Annotated in this window: 13 protein-coding genes; 2 read left to right on the plus strand and 11 right to left on the minus strand. The window is 71.0% G+C overall.

The features are described 5' to 3' along the window. Window positions 1-44: 44 nt before the first annotated feature. From ACZ63E_RS19915 to ACZ63E_RS19965, 11 genes are all read right to left on the minus strand, one after another. Window positions 45-533 carry a hypothetical protein gene (locus ACZ63E_RS19915; RefSeq protein WP_465337633.1) on the minus strand — a complete coding sequence of 163 codons (489 nt, stop codon included), beginning with the start codon at window positions 531-533 and terminating at the stop codon, window positions 45-47. Window positions 534-660: 127 nt separating this feature from the next. After that, complete coding sequence (gene murJ / locus ACZ63E_RS19920; RefSeq protein WP_465337634.1) at window positions 661-2,442, minus strand: murein biosynthesis integral membrane protein MurJ; 1,782 nt, start codon at window positions 2,440-2,442, stop codon at window positions 661-663. 97 nt (window positions 2,443-2,539) lie between these two features. After that, a complete protein-coding gene (locus ACZ63E_RS19925; protein ID WP_465311257.1) occupies window positions 2,540-2,797 on the minus strand; it encodes a hypothetical protein in 258 nt (85 codons plus the stop codon). A 186-nt stretch (window positions 2,798-2,983) separates the two neighbouring features. Beyond that, on the minus strand, window positions 2,984-3,586 hold the full coding sequence (locus tag ACZ63E_RS19930) for a TetR/AcrR family transcriptional regulator (RefSeq protein ID WP_465337635.1): 603 nt from the start codon (window positions 3,584-3,586) through the stop codon (window positions 2,984-2,986). Then, window positions 3,583-4,416 carry an SDR family oxidoreductase gene (locus ACZ63E_RS19935; RefSeq protein ID WP_465337636.1) on the minus strand — a complete coding sequence of 278 codons (834 nt, stop codon included), beginning with the start codon at window positions 4,414-4,416 and terminating at the stop codon, window positions 3,583-3,585. Before ACZ63E_RS19935 ends, ACZ63E_RS19930 begins: the two co-directional genes overlap by 4 nt. A gap of 10 nt (window positions 4,417-4,426) precedes the next feature. Beyond that, window positions 4,427-5,593, minus strand: a complete 1,167-nt coding sequence (locus ACZ63E_RS19940) for an acyl-CoA dehydrogenase family protein (protein WP_465311254.1) — start codon at window positions 5,591-5,593, stop codon at window positions 4,427-4,429. Beyond that, window positions 5,590-7,539: an acetyl/propionyl/methylcrotonyl-CoA carboxylase subunit alpha gene (locus ACZ63E_RS19945; protein ID WP_465337637.1), complete on the minus strand. Its 1,950-nt coding sequence runs from the start codon at window positions 7,537-7,539 to the stop codon at window positions 5,590-5,592. Before ACZ63E_RS19945 ends, ACZ63E_RS19940 begins: the two co-directional genes overlap by 4 nt. Before the next feature lie 7 nt (window positions 7,540-7,546). After that, entirely contained in the window at window positions 7,547-9,145 is a 1,599-nt protein-coding gene (locus ACZ63E_RS19950; protein WP_465337638.1) for an acyl-CoA carboxylase subunit beta, read from the minus strand. Further along, a complete protein-coding gene (locus tag ACZ63E_RS19955) occupies window positions 9,142-10,290 on the minus strand; it encodes an acyl-CoA dehydrogenase family protein (protein WP_465337639.1) in 1,149 nt (382 codons plus the stop codon). The genes ACZ63E_RS19950 and ACZ63E_RS19955 overlap by 4 nt, the downstream gene beginning before the upstream one ends. Further along, the gene (locus ACZ63E_RS19960; protein ID WP_465337640.1) at window positions 10,287-11,975 is read right to left on the minus strand and encodes an acyclic terpene utilization AtuA family protein; all 1,689 of its coding nucleotides are present in this window, start codon (window positions 11,973-11,975) and stop codon (window positions 10,287-10,289) included. The genes ACZ63E_RS19955 and ACZ63E_RS19960 overlap by 4 nt, the downstream gene beginning before the upstream one ends. Next, window positions 11,972-12,763: a TIGR03084 family metal-binding protein gene (locus ACZ63E_RS19965; protein WP_465337641.1), complete on the minus strand. Its 792-nt coding sequence runs from the start codon at window positions 12,761-12,763 to the stop codon at window positions 11,972-11,974. Before ACZ63E_RS19965 ends, ACZ63E_RS19960 begins: the two co-directional genes overlap by 4 nt. A gap of 139 nt (window positions 12,764-12,902) precedes the next feature. Between ACZ63E_RS19965 and ACZ63E_RS19970 the strand changes: the two genes are divergently transcribed. Together ACZ63E_RS19970 and ACZ63E_RS19975 are read left to right on the plus strand one after the other, a co-directional pair. Further along, window positions 12,903-13,733, plus strand: a complete 831-nt coding sequence (locus ACZ63E_RS19970; protein ID WP_465337642.1) for an enoyl-CoA hydratase-related protein — start codon at window positions 12,903-12,905, stop codon at window positions 13,731-13,733. Continuing rightward, on the plus strand, window positions 13,730-14,332 hold the full coding sequence (locus tag ACZ63E_RS19975; protein WP_465337643.1) for an acetoacetate decarboxylase family protein: 603 nt from the start codon (window positions 13,730-13,732) through the stop codon (window positions 14,330-14,332). Before ACZ63E_RS19970 ends, ACZ63E_RS19975 begins: the two co-directional genes overlap by 4 nt. Window positions 14,333-14,454: the final 122 nt, after the last annotated feature.

Consider the following 14,454-nt stretch of genomic DNA (forward strand, 5'->3'; position numbering starts at 1 on the left):
GGTTCCGGTCACCGGGAACCGCTTTCCCTCCTGGACCGCGGACCTCAGCGCACCGGGGTGCCGTGCCCGCGGCACCCGTACGGATAACACCGGTAGTAGTCCGTTGTGGACGGTGGGGGCACGACCACGGTCGTCACCGGATCCGACGGCGGCGGCAGCTCGATCGTGACCGTCGGCGTTGGCGTGGGCGTCTGGCGGGCGTGCATCACCACCGGCGACGGCGTCGTCGTCCGGGTCGGCACGGCGATCGCCGAGGTCGGGACGCCCGTGGCCGGCTGCAGCTGCGGGAACCGCGTGGTCCCCGGGACCGGCTCCGGCCGGGTCGCCAGCGCCAACGCGAAACCGCCCAGGACCACGAGCACCGCCGAGGCCAGGGCCAGCCGGCCGCCCGCGCCGCGCGGCTGGGGCGAAGGACTGCGCCGGGCGGCCGCTTCGGCCGACCGTGAGCCGGGTTTCCGCGGCCGCGCTCCGGCTTCCCGCAGCAGTTCGTCGACCGTCACCCTGTCCCGCCGCCTGCGCGCGCTGCGCGTCATGCACGACCTCCACCCCATCGCTGATCCCGCTGGATACTAAGAAGCCGCGCCGGAATTGTAAACGCGCTGATCGCAGCGCTCTCGTTACCGTTTCGAGACATCCGGACCGGCTTTCCGGCCGTAGTCGTCAACGAGGCGCGAGCCGCCGCAGGAGACCGCCCACGCGCCGGGTCACCGGGGTGAACTCGGGCAGCTTCAGCACCGCCAGCAACCCGAACGGCACGGCCATCCCGAGCAAGGTCTGGACCGGGAGTTTCACCCACGCGACGGGGATCGTGCCGAGCGAGCCCGGCACCGCGTACCCGGCGAGCACCGCGGCCCCGACACCGAGGGCGCTGGCCCCGAGCGTGATCAGCCCGACCCGCAGCGAACGCTTGCTGCGCAGGTGCCCGAGCCGCACCCACAGCCAGACCTGGCCGAGCACCGCGCCGACGACGAACCCGGCGCCGTTCACCAGCATCACGCCGTAGACGATGTGCTCACCGTCGAGCAGCCCGCGGCAGAGCAGCAGCAGCGGGATCTTCACCGCCGTCATCACGAGCATGATCAGCGTGGGCGTGCGCGCGTCCTTCATCGCGTAGAACACCCGCAGCTGCAGCATCACCAGCGCGAACGGCAGCAGCCCGGCGGCGGACACCGCGAGGGTCTGGCCGAGGCGCTCGGCGTCGTCCAGGGTGCCGCGGCCCAGCGTGAAGATCGCGATGCCGACCGGCGCGCCGACCACCGCGAGCACCGCCGAGATCGGCAGGAAGAGCACCGTCGAGATGCGGGAGGCGAGCGAGAGGTCGCCGACCAGCGACACGGTGTCGCCGTCCGCGGCGGCGCGGCTCATCCGCGGCATCAGCGCGGTCAGCAGCGAGACGCCGAGGATGCCGTAGGGCAGCTGGAAGAGCAGGGACGCGTAGCTGTAGGCCGTGACCCCGCCGCTGGTGCCGCCGGTCAGCACGCGCGTGGTGAAGACGAACCCGACGTGGCTCACCACGACGTAGCCGAGGATCCACGCGGCCAGCCCGCCGAACTCCTTCATCCGCGGGTCGAAGCCCCAGCGCCAGCGGAACCGGAACCCGGTGCGCAGCAACGCGGGGATCAGCACCATCGCCTGCACGACGATGCCGAGCGTGGTGCCGAGGCCGAGTACCAGCAGCTTCGGGTCGCTCATCCGGACCGGGTCGAGCGTCAGCTCCCCCGGCACCACCGCGAACACGACGAGCGTCCCGGTGACGACGACGTTGTTCAGCACCGGCGCCCAGGCCGGCGGGCCGAAGACGTTCTGGGCGTTGAGGATCGCCGACAGCAGCGCGAAGAGGCCGTAGAAGAGGATCTGCGGCAGCAGCAGGTACGCCAGGGCGGTGGTCAGCCCGGGGTTGGCCGTCGGGGACGATTTGTCGACGTAGAGCGCGGTGAACAGCGGGGCGATCGCCACCGCCACGGCCGTGCCGACGGTGAGCAGCACGAGCGCCATCGTGATCAGCCGCTGCGTGTAGGCGCGGCCGCCGTCCGGGTCGTCCTGCGAGCGGACCAGCAGCGGCACGATGACACTGGCCAGCACCCCGCCGAAGAGGAGCTCGAACACGATGTTGGGCAGGGTGTTCGCGACGGTGAAGGAGTCGTTGACCACCCCGGTCCCGACCACGGCGGCGAGCAGCAGCTTCGCGACGAACCCGGTGATCCGGCTGACGGTCGAGGCAACGGCCATCCGGCCACTGGAGCGAGCGAGCGACGAGCCGGCGCCTTCACCCCGGCCGGCGCTGACCGGCGAGGCGGGCGGCCGGGCGACGATCTGGGTGGCGAACTCGTCGTAGGGCCGCCGGGAGACGTCGAGGTCGCGAGTGGGCCAGTGGGGGCCGCGCAGCTCGCTGGGGAGGAAGACCGTCGCCTGGTCGTCCGCCGGTGGGGGGTGCTCCGCCATGACGAACAGCCTGCCAGGTCAGTGCCGCGGACGGGACGCGCTCCGGCACCGAACGCGCGAGCGAACCGACCACACTGCGTAACGCACATGCGGGTGCTCAGGCGGCGAGGCTGATCTCCAGGGCGGCGCGCCCCGCTTCGGTCAGCTCGGCCGGGACTCGCCCGGTCGCTCCTTCGGCCGCGGGTTTCAGGTAGCCGCCGTGGGCCAGGGCGTGGGCCGTGATCTGATCACAACACGCGAATCCGTCGATGAAGAGGTCCGGCTCGCAGCTGCACGACATCTGCGCGCGGCCGGCTCCCACCGCCCTCAGCATCGCCATCGCGCGGTGGGTGAGCTCGACTCCTGTACCGGACACCGGACTGCCTTCCTCTTCGAACCTGCTACTACGGGTCATCGTCCATTGCGCCAATTGTGTTAGCTACCGCACTAGGACGTTTACTAGACCCGGTCGGTTCCGGTAAGGAGCCCGGCGGCGCGGGCACGGCGAACGGCGGCCCGGTTGCGCCCACAGGTCGCGGCCGGTGCGACGAGCGGCCCGGCCTCAGCCGCCGGCGAGCCGCAGTTCCAGGGTGCGGGCCCACTCCCGGACGATCTGCCGGCGGCGCCGGGTGTCGTCGGTGAGCAGGTTGGCCAGGCCGAGGCCGCGGGCGAGGTCGAGAGTGGCCTGGACCAGTTCCCGCACGCCCCGGCGGGACTCGTCGACACCCAGCAGCTCGACGGTCACCCGGTGCGCCTCCCGCCCGACCCGGGCCTCGAGCGGCACGAGCACGGCACGCAGGGCCTCGTCGGTCGCCGCGACCGACCAGAGCTGCAGGGCGGCGCGGAACAGCGGCCCGGTGTAGAGGTTCAGCACCATCTCGACGACCCGCTCGATGCGGGACGCGCCGGTCGGCAGGTCGGCGGCCTGGGCACGTAGCTCGTCGATCTGCGCCTCGCCCAGGAGGTCGACCGCCGCCGCGACGAGGTCCTCCCGCGTCGGGAAGTGGTGCTGCGCGGCGCCCCGGGAGACGCCCGCGCGTTCGGCGATCCCGGCCACCGTGACGCCGTGCCAGCCGCGCTCGCCGAAGCTGTCGAGCGCGGCCTCGATCAGCCGCCGCCGCGTGGTGCGGCTGCGTTCCTGCTGGGGCTCGCGGACGCCGGTCAAGCCGGATCGACCCAGAAGTCGAGCTGGAGGTCCTCCTCCGAGCCGCCGATGCGGTACTTCGCGAAGTCCGTGACGCCTTCCGCGCGCAGGACCTCGTCGTCGAGGAAGAAGTTCCCCGTCGCCTCGCGGCTCGGCTTGGTGAGGATCGCGTACGCCGCGTCGGCCATGATCTCCGGCGTGCGGCTGCGGTCGGCCAGCTCGGCGCCGACGACGTTGCGGATCGCCGCCGTGTCGATGGTCGTGCGCGGCCAGAGCGAGTTGACGGCGATGCCGTCCGCCTTCAGTTCCGCCGCGAGCCCGACCGTCACCAGGCTCATCGAGTACTTCGCGATGCTGTACGCGAGGTGCCCGGCGGTGAACCACTTCTCGTCGAGGCTGATCGGCGGCGACAGCGTGAGGATGTGCCCGTTCGCCGCCTTCTTCAGGTGCGGGATGGCCAGTTTGGACAGCAGGAAAGTACCGCGCGCGTTGATGTCCTGCATCAGGTCGTAGCGCTTCATGCTGACCTGCTCGGTCGGCGTCAGGTCGATCGCGCTGGCGTTGTTCACGACGATGTCGATGCCGCCGAACTGCTCGACGGTCTTCGCCACGGCCGCCGCGACACCGTCGTCGTCGCGGACGTCGCCGAGGATCGGCAGCGCGTGCCCGCCCGCCTTCTCGATCGCCTCGGCCGCGGTGTAGATCGTGCCAGGCAGCTTCGGGTGCGGCTCGGCGGTCTTGGCCAGCAGCGCGACGTTCGCACCATCGGCGGCCGCCCGGAGCGCGATCGCCTCGCCGATGCCGCGGCTGCCGCCCGACATGATGATCGTCTTGCCGTCCAAAGTAGACATGACGACTCTCCTAGTAGGACTTGGGAAGGCCGAGGCTGTGCTGGCCGACGAAGTTGAGCACCATCTCGCGGCTGACCGGCGCGATCCGGCCCAAACGCACCGCCGTGACCAGCGTGCCGAGGCCGTACTCGGTGGCGAGGCCGTTGCCGCCGTGGGTCTGCACGGCCTGGTCGGTCGCACGGATAGCGACCTCGGCGGCGGCGTACTTGGCCATGTTGGCCGACTCCCCCGCGCCGAAGTCGTCACCGTTGTCGTAGAGCGACGCGGCCTTCTGCGTCATCAGCTTGGCCAGCTCGAGCTCGACCTTGATCTCGGCGAGCGGGTGCGCGAGACCCTGGTGGGCGCCGATCGGGGTGCCCCAGACCTGGCGCTGGTTGGCGTAGGAGACGGCCTTGGCCAGCGCGTACCGGGCGATGCCGAGGGAGAACGACGCGCCCATGATGCGTTCCGGGTTGAGACCGGCGAACAGCTGCGCGATCGCGGCGTCCTCCTCGCCGACGAGCGCCTCGGCGGGCAGGTGGACGTCGTCGAGGAACAGCGAGTACTGGTTCTCCGGCGCGATGATGTCCATCGGGATCTTCGTGTACTCGAACCCGGCGGTGCCGGTCGGCAGGATGAACAGCGCGGGCTTGAGCTTGCCGGTCTTCGCGTCCTCCATGCGGCCGACGACGAGCACCGCGTCGGCCTCGTCGACGCCGGAGATGTAGACCTTGCGTCCACTGAGGACCCAGCCGTCGCCGTCGCGTTTGGCGGTGGTGGTGATCTTGTGCGAGTTCGACCCGGCGTCCGGCTCGGTGATGGCGAAGACCATCCGCTTGCTGCCGTCGGCGATGCCGGGCAGCCACTGCTTCTTCTGCTCTTCGGTGCCGAAGCGGGAGATCACGGTGCCGCAGATCGCCGGCGAGACGACCATGAGCAGCAACGGCGAGCCGGCGGCGGCGAGCTCTTCGAGCACCGCGGCGAGGTCGGCGATGCCCGCACCCCCGCCGCCGTACTCCTCGGGGATGTTGACCCCGAGGTAGCCCAGGCGGCCGGCTTCGTCCCACAGCTCGTGGGTCTTCTCGTCCGCGCGGGCCTTGCGCGCGTAGTACTCGTGCCCGTACTTGGCGCCGAGCTCGGCGACGGCCTTGCGGAGCGCGATCCGCTCTTCCGGCTCGACGAAGTTCATCGCGTTCATGCTTCTTCTCCCACCACCGCGAGGATCGTGCCCACTTCGACCTGCTGTCCGACCATGACCGGCAGTTCCGCTACAACCCCGTCGGCGGGGGCGGCGATCCGGTGTTCCATCTTCATCGCTTCGAGCCACAGCAACGGATCGCCCGCCTTGACCGGGTCCCCGGCCTGCACGGCGAGCCGGACGACCGTGCCCGGCATCGGCGCGACCAGCGACCCCGCAGCCAGCGCGGCGTCCGGGTCGGCGAACCGCGGCGCCGCTGTCAGCGCGACCGAACTGAGCGCGGAGTCCACGTAGGACACCCCGTCGTGCCGGGCGACGTCGAAGGTGCGCCGCACCCCGGCGACGTCCAGGACGACCCGGCCGGGTTCGGCGGTGATCAGCTCCGCGTCGTACCCCTCGGCACTCAGGCCGTCTCGGCCGAGTGTGTAGACCACCTCGTACTCGCGGTCGCCCACCGAGAAGACCTTGCGCTGCCCGGCCGAGCGGACGTTGCGCCAGCCGCTGGGGAGCCGTCCTTGCGTGGTCGCCGACGCGCGGTTGCCCGCCGCGTCCGCCAGCGCCGCGGCGAGCGCGGAGACGCGCTCGGTGTCCACAGTGGCCAGCGGCGCGGCCAGGGTGTCCAGGCCGTGCCGGTCGAAGAACGCCGTGTCGGTCTCCCCGGCCAGGAACGCGTCGTGACGCAGGATGTTCACCAGCAGGTCGCGGTTGGTGACCACACCGTGGATCTTCGTCGCGGCCAGCGCCTTGGCGAGCCGTCGCGCGGCCTCCGCGCGGGTCGGCGCCCAGGTGATCACCTTGGCGAGCATCGGGTCGTAGTGGACCCCGACGACCGAACCGGTTTCGAAGCCGGAGTCGAGCCGCAGCCCCGGGCCGTGCGTGAACGACCGGTCCACGTCGGGCACCTCGAAGGTGTGCAGCGTGCCGCTCTGCGGCTGCCAGTTCGCCGCCGGGTCCTCGGCGTAGAGCCGGACCTCGATGGAGTGCCCGACGGTCGGCGGCGGCTCGGCGGCCAGCCGTTCACCATCCGCGACCCGCAGCTGCAGCGCCACCAGGTCCAGGCCGGTGACGTTTTCGGTGACCGGGTGCTCGACCTGCAGCCGGGTGTTCATCTCGAGGAAGTAGAACCGGCCGTCGGGCCCGGCGAGGAACTCGACCGTGCCCGCGCCGACGTAGTCGATCGCCTGGGCGGCCTTGCGCGCGGCGTCGAACAGCTCCGCGCGCATCGCTTCGTCGACAAACGGCGAGGGCGCCTCTTCGACGACCTTCTGGTGGCGGCGCTGGATCGAGCACTCCCGCTCCCCCACCGCCCACACCGTGCCGTGGCGGTCGGCCAGCACCTGGACCTCGATGTGCCGCCCGGTCTCCAGGTAGCGCTCGCAGAAGACGGTCGCGTCGCCGAAAGCCGACGCGGCCTCCGCACTCGCCCCTTCCACGGCCTCGGCCAGCTCGTCGAGCGAGCGGACCACGCGCATTCCGCGTCCGCCACCGCCCGCGGAAGCCTTGACCAGCAACGGAAGATCCGCCTCGGTGACCGACGCGGGGTCCAGTTCGGACAGCACCGGCACCCCGGCAGCCGCCATCAACCGCTTCGACTCCACTTTGGAGCCCATCGTCTCGATGGCCTCCGGCGGCGGCCCGACCCAGGTCAGCCCGGCGTCGAGGACGGCGCGGGCGAACGCGGCGTTCTCGGACAGGAAACCGTAACCGGGGTGGACGGCGTCGGCGCCGGTGTCGGCCGCGGCCTTCACCAGCAGTTCGGCGCGCAGGTACGTCTCGGACGGCGCGTTGCCGGGCAGCCGGACGGCCGCGTCGGCTTCGAGGGCGTGGGGTGCGGCGGCATCGGCGTCGGAGAACACGGCGACCGTGCCGATCCCGGCGTCGCGGCAACTGCGGAAGACGCGGCGGGCGATCTCACCGCGGTTGGCGACCAGCAGGTTCTGGATCATCGCTCACTCACATCCGGAAGACGCCGAAGCCCTCGGCGCCCTTCACTGGTCCATTGTGGATCGCGGACAGGCTCAGCCCCAACACGGTGCGGGTGTCGCGCGGGTCGATGATGCCGTCGTCGTAGAGCATGCCGGAGAGGAACATCGGCATCGACTCGGCTTCGATCTGGCCTTCCACCATGGCGCGCATGGCCTTGTCGTTCTCCTCGCTGTACTCCTGGCCGCGCGCCTCGGTGGCCGCGCGGGCCACGATCGACAGCACGCCGGCCAGCTGCGCCGGGCCCATCACCGCGGACTTCGCACTCGGCCACGCGAACAGGAAGCGGGGATCGTAGGCGCGGCCGCACATCCCGTAGTGCCCAGCGCCGTAGGACGCTCCCATGAGGACGGACAGGTGCGGCACCTTCGAGTTCGACACGGCGTTGATCATCATCGCGCCGTGCTTGATGATGCCGCTCTGCTCGTACTCCTTGCCGACCATGTACCCGGTGGTGTTGTGCAGGAAGACCAGCGGGGTGTGGATCTGGTTGGCCAGCTGGATGAACTGCGCGGCCTTCTGCGACTCCTCGCCGAACAAGACGCCCTGGGCGTTAGCCAGCACACCGACCGGGTAGCCGTGGATGCTCGCCCAGCCCGTCACCAGCGACGAGCCGTACAGCGGCTTGAACTCGTCGAAGTCGGAGCCGTCGACGACGCGGGCGATCACCTCACGCGGGTCGAACGGCACCTTGAGGTCGGTCGGCACGATGCCGAGCAGGTCGTCGACGTCGTAGAGCGGCTCGTCGTACTCCGGCTTGGGCGACGGCCCCTGCTTCGTCCAGTTGAGCCGCTTGATGATGTTGCGGCCCAGGCGGATCGCATCCTGCTCATCGACGGCCAGGTAGTCGGCCAGGCCCGAGGTCCGCGCGTGCATCTCGGCGCCGCCGAGCGACTCGTCGTCGGACTCCTCACCGGTCGCCATCTTGACCAGCGGCGGCCCGCCGAGGAACACCTTCGCGCGTTCCTTGACCATGACGACGTAGTCCGACATGCCCGGCAGGTACGCGCCGCCGGCGGTCGAGTTGCCGAAGACCAGCGCGACCGTCGGGCAGCCCGCGGCGGACGCCCGCGTGATGTCGCGGAAGATCCGGCCGCCGGGGATGAAGATCTCTTTCTGCGTCGGCAGGTCCGCGCCGCCGGACTCGACGAGGTTGATCGTCGGCAGCCGGTTCTGCGCGGCGATGTCCGCCGCCCGGTAGGACTTCTTGGCCGTCCACGGGTTGCTCGCGCCACCCTTGACCGTCGGGTCGCTGGCCGAGACCAGGCACTCGACGCCTTCCACGACACCGATGCCGGTCACCAGACTCGCGCCGACGCGGTAGTCGCTTCCCCAGGCCGCCAGCGGCGACAGCTCCAGGAACGGCGAGTCCTCGTCGAGCAGCAGCTCGATCCGCTCGCGGGCGAGGAGCTTGCCACGCTTGCGGTGCCGTTCGACGTACTTGTCCCCGCCACCGGCCACCGCCTTGGCCTGCTCGGTGTCGATCTCGGCGAGCTTCTCGAGCATCGCCTCGCGGTTGGCGCCGAACTCGGCGGCCCGCGTGTCCACTGTGGACCTCAGGGTCGTCATGAGGTATATCCCAATCGCTTCGCGGCCAAGCCGGTGAGGATCTCGTTGGTGCCGCCGCCGATGCCGAGGATCCGGACGTCGCGATAGTGCCGCTCGACCTCGGCCTCGCGCATGTACCCGAGCCCGCCGTGCAGCTGGACGGCCTCGTTGACCACCCACTCGGCGGCCTCGACGGCGGTGTTCTTGGCAAAACAGGCTTCGGCGATGACTTCCTCACCCGAGACGTGCCGGATCGCGGCCTGCCGGGCGTAGGTGCGGGCGACGTCGACCCGCCGGGCCATCTCGGTCACCTTGTGCTGCACGAGCTGGCGCGAGATGAGCGGCCGCCCGAAGGTTTCGCGCAACCGGCACCAGTCCAACGTGAGGTCGAGCGCGCGCTGCGCGTGCGAGTACGCCTGCACCGCAAGAGAAAGCCGTTCGGTGACGAACTGGGTGGCGACCTGCGCGAATCCGCTGTTCTCGGCGCCGACGAGGTTCTCGACCGGCACTCGGACGTCCACGTAGGACAGTTCGGCGGTGTCGGAGCAGAGCCAGCCCATCTTCTCCAGCTTGCGGGAGACGGTGAACCCGGGCGTCCCGCGTTCGACGACGATCAGCGACAGCCCGTGGGCACCCTCGCCGCCGGTGCGCACGACGGTCGTCACGAAGTCGGCGCGGCAGCCGGAGGTGATGTAGGTCTTGGCGCCGTTGATGACGTACTCGTCACCCTCCCGGACGGCCGTGGTCCGGATCCCGGCGACGTCCGAGCCACCGTCCGGCTCGGTGACGGCCAGCGAGCCGATCTTGTCCCCGGCTAGGGTCGGGCGCACCCAGCGTTCGATCTGCACCGGGTCGTTCGCCTCGGCGATGTGCGGGACGGCGATGCCGCAGGTGAACAGCGACGCGAACAGCCCGCCGGAGCCACCCGCGTAGTGCATCTCCTCGGCGACGACGAGCGCGTCGAGGTAGTTGCCGTCGCCCCCGCCGACCTCTTCAGGGAAGGCGACGCCGAGCAGGCCCAGCTCACCGGCCTTGCGGTGCAGGTCGCGCGGCAGCTCGCCGGCGCGCTCCCAGTCGTCGAGGTGCGGCAGGACCTCCTGCTCGACGAACTTCCGCACGGTCTTGCGCAGCTCCGCCCGTTCGGGCGTCCGAAAAGGATCGGTCACAGGAGCACCTCGGGAATGTCGATCTCACGGGACCGCAGCCACTCGCCGAAAGCCTTGGCCTGCGGGTCGAACCGCGCCTGCGAGGCGACGCCTTCACCGAGAATGCCCTCGACGACGAAGTTCACCGCCCGCAGGTTCGGCAGCAGGTGGCGCGTCACCGGCAGGTCCGCGGTCTCCGGCAGCAGCAGCTTGAACTCGGCGACGGTCAGCCGGTGCACGAGCCACCGCCAGGCCTCGTCGGACCGCACCCAGACACCGAGGTTGGCGTTGCCGCCCTTGTCCCCGCTGCGGGCGCCGACAACCCGGCCGAGCGGCGCGCGCCGCACCGGCCCGTGGTCGAGCGGATCGGGGAGCGCGGGCTCGTCCACATCGGACAGCTCCACAGTGGACGCTGGAGGAGCTATGTCGACACGCATCCCGTCCGGCAGCACCGCGATGTGCGGCACCAGACCGGCGTCCACATAGGCCGCGGTGTAGACGCCGTAGGGCGAGGCATCCGACGGCGGCGCGGTGACGTGGAACCCGGGGTAGCTGGCCAGCGCGAGCTCGACCGCGGCGCCGGTGAACGCCCGGCCCGCCACCTGGGGATCGGCGTCCTTGACCGCGACGTGCAGCAGCGCGCTCGCGGTCTGCTCGGTGTCGGCGTCGGTGTGGTCGGTCCGGGCCAGCGTCCACTTGACGTCGGCGGGCGGCCGTTCCTTCAACGCGGCTTCGAGCTGTTCCTTCACCAGCGCGGCTTTCGCCTCGATGTCGAGTCCGGTGAGGACGAACGTCGTCTCGTTGCGGAACCCGCCCAGCGTGTTCAGCGCGACCTTCAGGGTCGGCGGCGGAGCCTCGCCGCGGACCCCTGAGATGCGGACGCGGTCGGGCCCGTCTTCGGTCAGCGACAGCGTGTCGAACCGGGTCGTGACGTCCGGCCCGGCGTAACGGGCGCCGGTGATCTCGTACAGCAGCTGCGCGGTGACGGTCCCGGCGTTCACCACTCCCCCGGTGCCCGGGTGCTTGGTGATGACGCTGGAGCCGTCGGCCTCGATCTCGGCGATCGGGAAGCCCGGCACGCCCAGGGAGTGCTCGGTGAAGAAGGCGTAGTTGCCGCCGGTGGCCTGGGCGCCGCACTCGATGACGTGCCCGGCCGCGACCGCGCCGGCGAGCGCGTCGTAGTTGTCGCGGGCCCAGCCGTAGTGCGCGGCGGCCGGCCCGACGATCACCGAGGCGTCGGTGACCCGGCCGGTGACCACGACGTCCGCGCCCGCGTTCAGGCACTCCGCGATACCCCAAGCGCCGAGATAGGCGTTGGCGGTCAACGGTTTCCCCAGCGACAGCTCGTTGGCGCGGGCGACCAGGTCGTCCCCTTCGACGTGCGTGATCTTCACGTCCAGGCCGAGCTTGTCGGCCAGTTCGCGCAAGGCGTCCGCGAGCCCGGCGGGGTTGAGCCCCCCGGCGTTGGCGACGATCTTGACGTCGTTTTCGCGCGCCAGCTCGAGGTTCTCCTCCAGCTGCCGCAGGAACGTCTTGGCGTACCCGCGGTTCGGGTCCTTCATCCGGTCGCGGCCGAGGATGAGCATGGTGAGCTCGGCGAGGTAGTCGCCGGTCAGGACGTCCAGCGGGCCGCCGGTGAGCATCTCGCGCACCGCGGAGAAGCGGTCGCCGTAGAACCCGGACGCGTTGCCGATGCGGTAGGTCATGCGAACTGCCCCGGCTTCCGGCCTTCCCCGGGCGGGCCGGCGAAGGCCTGTGCGACGGTCAGCCACTCCTCGACGTCGGCGCCGTGCGACACCAGGTCGGTGTCGGCCGGGTGCCGCCGCTGGGTGACGACCAGGCAGAAGTCCACGGCGCTGCCGGTCAGCTTCTGCTCGGCGTCCTCGGACCCGAACGCCCAGGTGGTGCCGTCGGGCGCGGTGAGCTCGACGCGGAACTCCTCGGCCGGCGGCGCGAGGGAGTTGAGCAGGTAGGCGAAGTCGCGGGTGCGGGTGCCGAAGCGGGCGATGTGCCAGAGCCGCGCGGTCGGCTCGCGCGTCAGGCCGAGGGCGTCGTAGATGTCCTGGCCGTGCGCCCAGGTCTCCATCAGCCGCGCGGTGACCATCGACGCCGCGCTCATCGGCGGCCCGTACCAGGGCAGCTTCTGCCCGTCCGGCACCGCGGCGAGGGCCTCGGCCAGCCGTTCCCGGCCGGTTCGCCAGCGTTCGAGCAGCTCTTCCGGGGACGCCTGAGCCCCTTCGGCCGCGGCTTCGTCGACGTAGTGCTCGCCGACGGTGAGCAGGCTTTCCACCTCGGCCTGCCAGTCTTCGGGGTGGGCCGCCGCGATCAGGGCCTTCCCGTCGGTCCAGGCCAGGTGCGCGATCTGATGCGCGATCGTCCACCCCTCGGCGGGGGTTTCCCGCGCCCAGTCCGACGCGGGCAGGTCCGCCACCACGTCGTCGATCGTCCGTGATTCCGCGTCGAGATCCCCGAGGATCACGCCGAGGTCCGCCATCGCCGCCTCCTTGCGTACTGGCGCCCAGCGTGGCATCGGCCCCAAGAAAAATCAAGCACGCCTGATTGTTTCACCCCGGACGCTGCGGACACACTATTGACATCTTGCCAGTAGTGCCGGACTGCCTTAGTTTCGTCGCATGGCCGAGACCACCTACGCCGTCGCGGACCGGATCGCCACGGTGACGTTGAACCGCCCCGAGGCGCGCAACGGCTACACGATCCGGATGGCCGACGAGCTCGGCGCGGCGATGGACCGCGCCGACCGCGACGAGGACGTCCGCGTGGTGGTGCTGACCGGCGCCGGCAAGGACTTCTGCGTCGGCGCCGACCTGTCCCAGGGCGGCTTCGACTTCGACCCGGCGACCGGCCCGGACGCGGCCTGGCAGGAACCCGCCGGCCGCTGCTCCAAACGGATCTTCACGATGAACAAGCCGGTGATCGCGGCCCTGCACGGCGCGTCGGTCGGCGCGGGCAGCACGATCACGCTCCCCTGCGACTACCGGCTCGCCTCCGAGGACTCGCGCTTCGGTTTCGTCTTCACCCGCCGCGGCATCTACCCCGAAGGCGCGTCGGCCTGGTTCCTCCCCCGGCTCGTCGGGATGGGCACCGCGCTCGACTGGATGATCAGCGGCCGGGTCTTCCCCGCGGCCGAGGCCCTCGCGAAGGGGCTGGTGCACCAGGTCTTCGCCACCGGCACGGTGCTGGAGGAGGCCTACAAGCTCGCTCACGAGCTCATCACGAACACCGCGCCGGTGTCGGTCGCCGTCACCCGCCAGCTGCTCTACCGGATGGCGAGCGCGGACTCGCCGTTCCCGGTCCACGAGCTCGACTCCCGCCTGATCGGCGGCCTCGGCACCAACGCGGACGCCGTCGAAGGGGTCATGTCGTTCCTGCAGAAACGGCCGCCGTCGTGGGGCCTGCGGGTGGACAAGGACCTGCCGCCGTACCTCCCCTGGCTGGACGCATGACCGCCTATCCCCCGCAGCCCTGGAACCTGGTCGCCGACGCGCGCGTGTCGGTCTGGCGCGTCCCGGCCGCCGACCTGCCCGAGCTGGCGACCGAGCCACTGCTCGTCGCGGGGCACGCGTCGGTGTTCACGGCGTGGATCGACTACACCCCGCCCGGTCAGCTGGCCTACCACGAGCTGCTGGCCGCGACGGCGGTCAAGGGCCGCCGCGTCTCGTGCTCGATCAGCGAGATCTGGGTCGACAGCGAGGTCTCCCTGGCCGGCGGCCGCGAGCTGTGGGGCATCCCGAAGGACCTGGCGACCCTCGGCTTCACCGGCGACCGCTCGTTCACGGCGACGGCGGCCACCTCCGACGACTGGATCGCCACGGCCGCGTTCCGCCGGCGCGGCGGGCTGCCGCTGCGCCTGCCGACCGTCTTCGAGGTTGCGCAGTTGCTCGACGGCACGCTGCTGCGGACGCCGGTTTCGGCGAGGATCAGCCCGCGCGCCGCGGCGGCGGACTGGAGCTTCAACCCGGCGGGCCCGCTCGGCTACCTGTCCGGACGGCGTCCGGTGGCGAGCCTGGAGCTGCCCGGCTCGCAGCTGCGCTTCGGCGCCTGACCCGGCCGAACGGCGTCGAAACCTACCCCCGGGGCGTCCCGGGCGCACCCCGAACTGCTTCTCTGGGTGATCACTTAACCCGCCAGGGTTAAGCGTACGACACGCCATCTGGGGTCCCGTGC

The sequence above is a fragment of the Amycolatopsis sp. NPDC104819 genome, from assembly GCF_055583145.1.

Coding starts and splice junctions, on each gene's coding strand:
- ACZ63E_RS19970 (WP_465337642.1), top strand. CDS start 12,903: ATGGCCGAGACCACCTACGCCGTCGCGGACCGGATCGCCACGGTGACG.
- ACZ63E_RS19935 (WP_465337636.1), bottom strand. CDS start 4,416: ATGTCTACTTTGGACGGCAAGACGATCATCATGTCGGGCGGCAGCCGC.
- ACZ63E_RS19945 (WP_465337637.1), bottom strand. CDS start 7,539: ATGATCCAGAACCTGCTGGTCGCCAACCGCGGTGAGATCGCCCGCCGC.
- ACZ63E_RS19960 (WP_465337640.1), bottom strand. CDS start 11,975: ATGACCTACCGCATCGGCAACGCGTCCGGGTTCTACGGCGACCGCTTC.
- ACZ63E_RS19950 (WP_465337638.1), bottom strand. CDS start 9,145: ATGACGACCCTGAGGTCCACAGTGGACACGCGGGCCGCCGAGTTCGGC.
- ACZ63E_RS19975 (WP_465337643.1), top strand. CDS start 13,730: ATGACCGCCTATCCCCCGCAGCCCTGGAACCTGGTCGCCGACGCGCGC.
- murJ (WP_465337634.1), bottom strand. CDS start 2,442: ATGGCGGAGCACCCCCCACCGGCGGACGACCAGGCGACGGTCTTCCTC.
- ACZ63E_RS19915 (WP_465337633.1), bottom strand. CDS start 533: ATGACGCGCAGCGCGCGCAGGCGGCGGGACAGGGTGACGGTCGACGAA.
- ACZ63E_RS19940 (WP_465311254.1), bottom strand. CDS start 5,593: ATGAACGCGATGAACTTCGTCGAGCCGGAAGAGCGGATCGCGCTCCGC.
- ACZ63E_RS19965 (WP_465337641.1), bottom strand. CDS start 12,763: ATGGCGGACCTCGGCGTGATCCTCGGGGATCTCGACGCGGAATCACGG.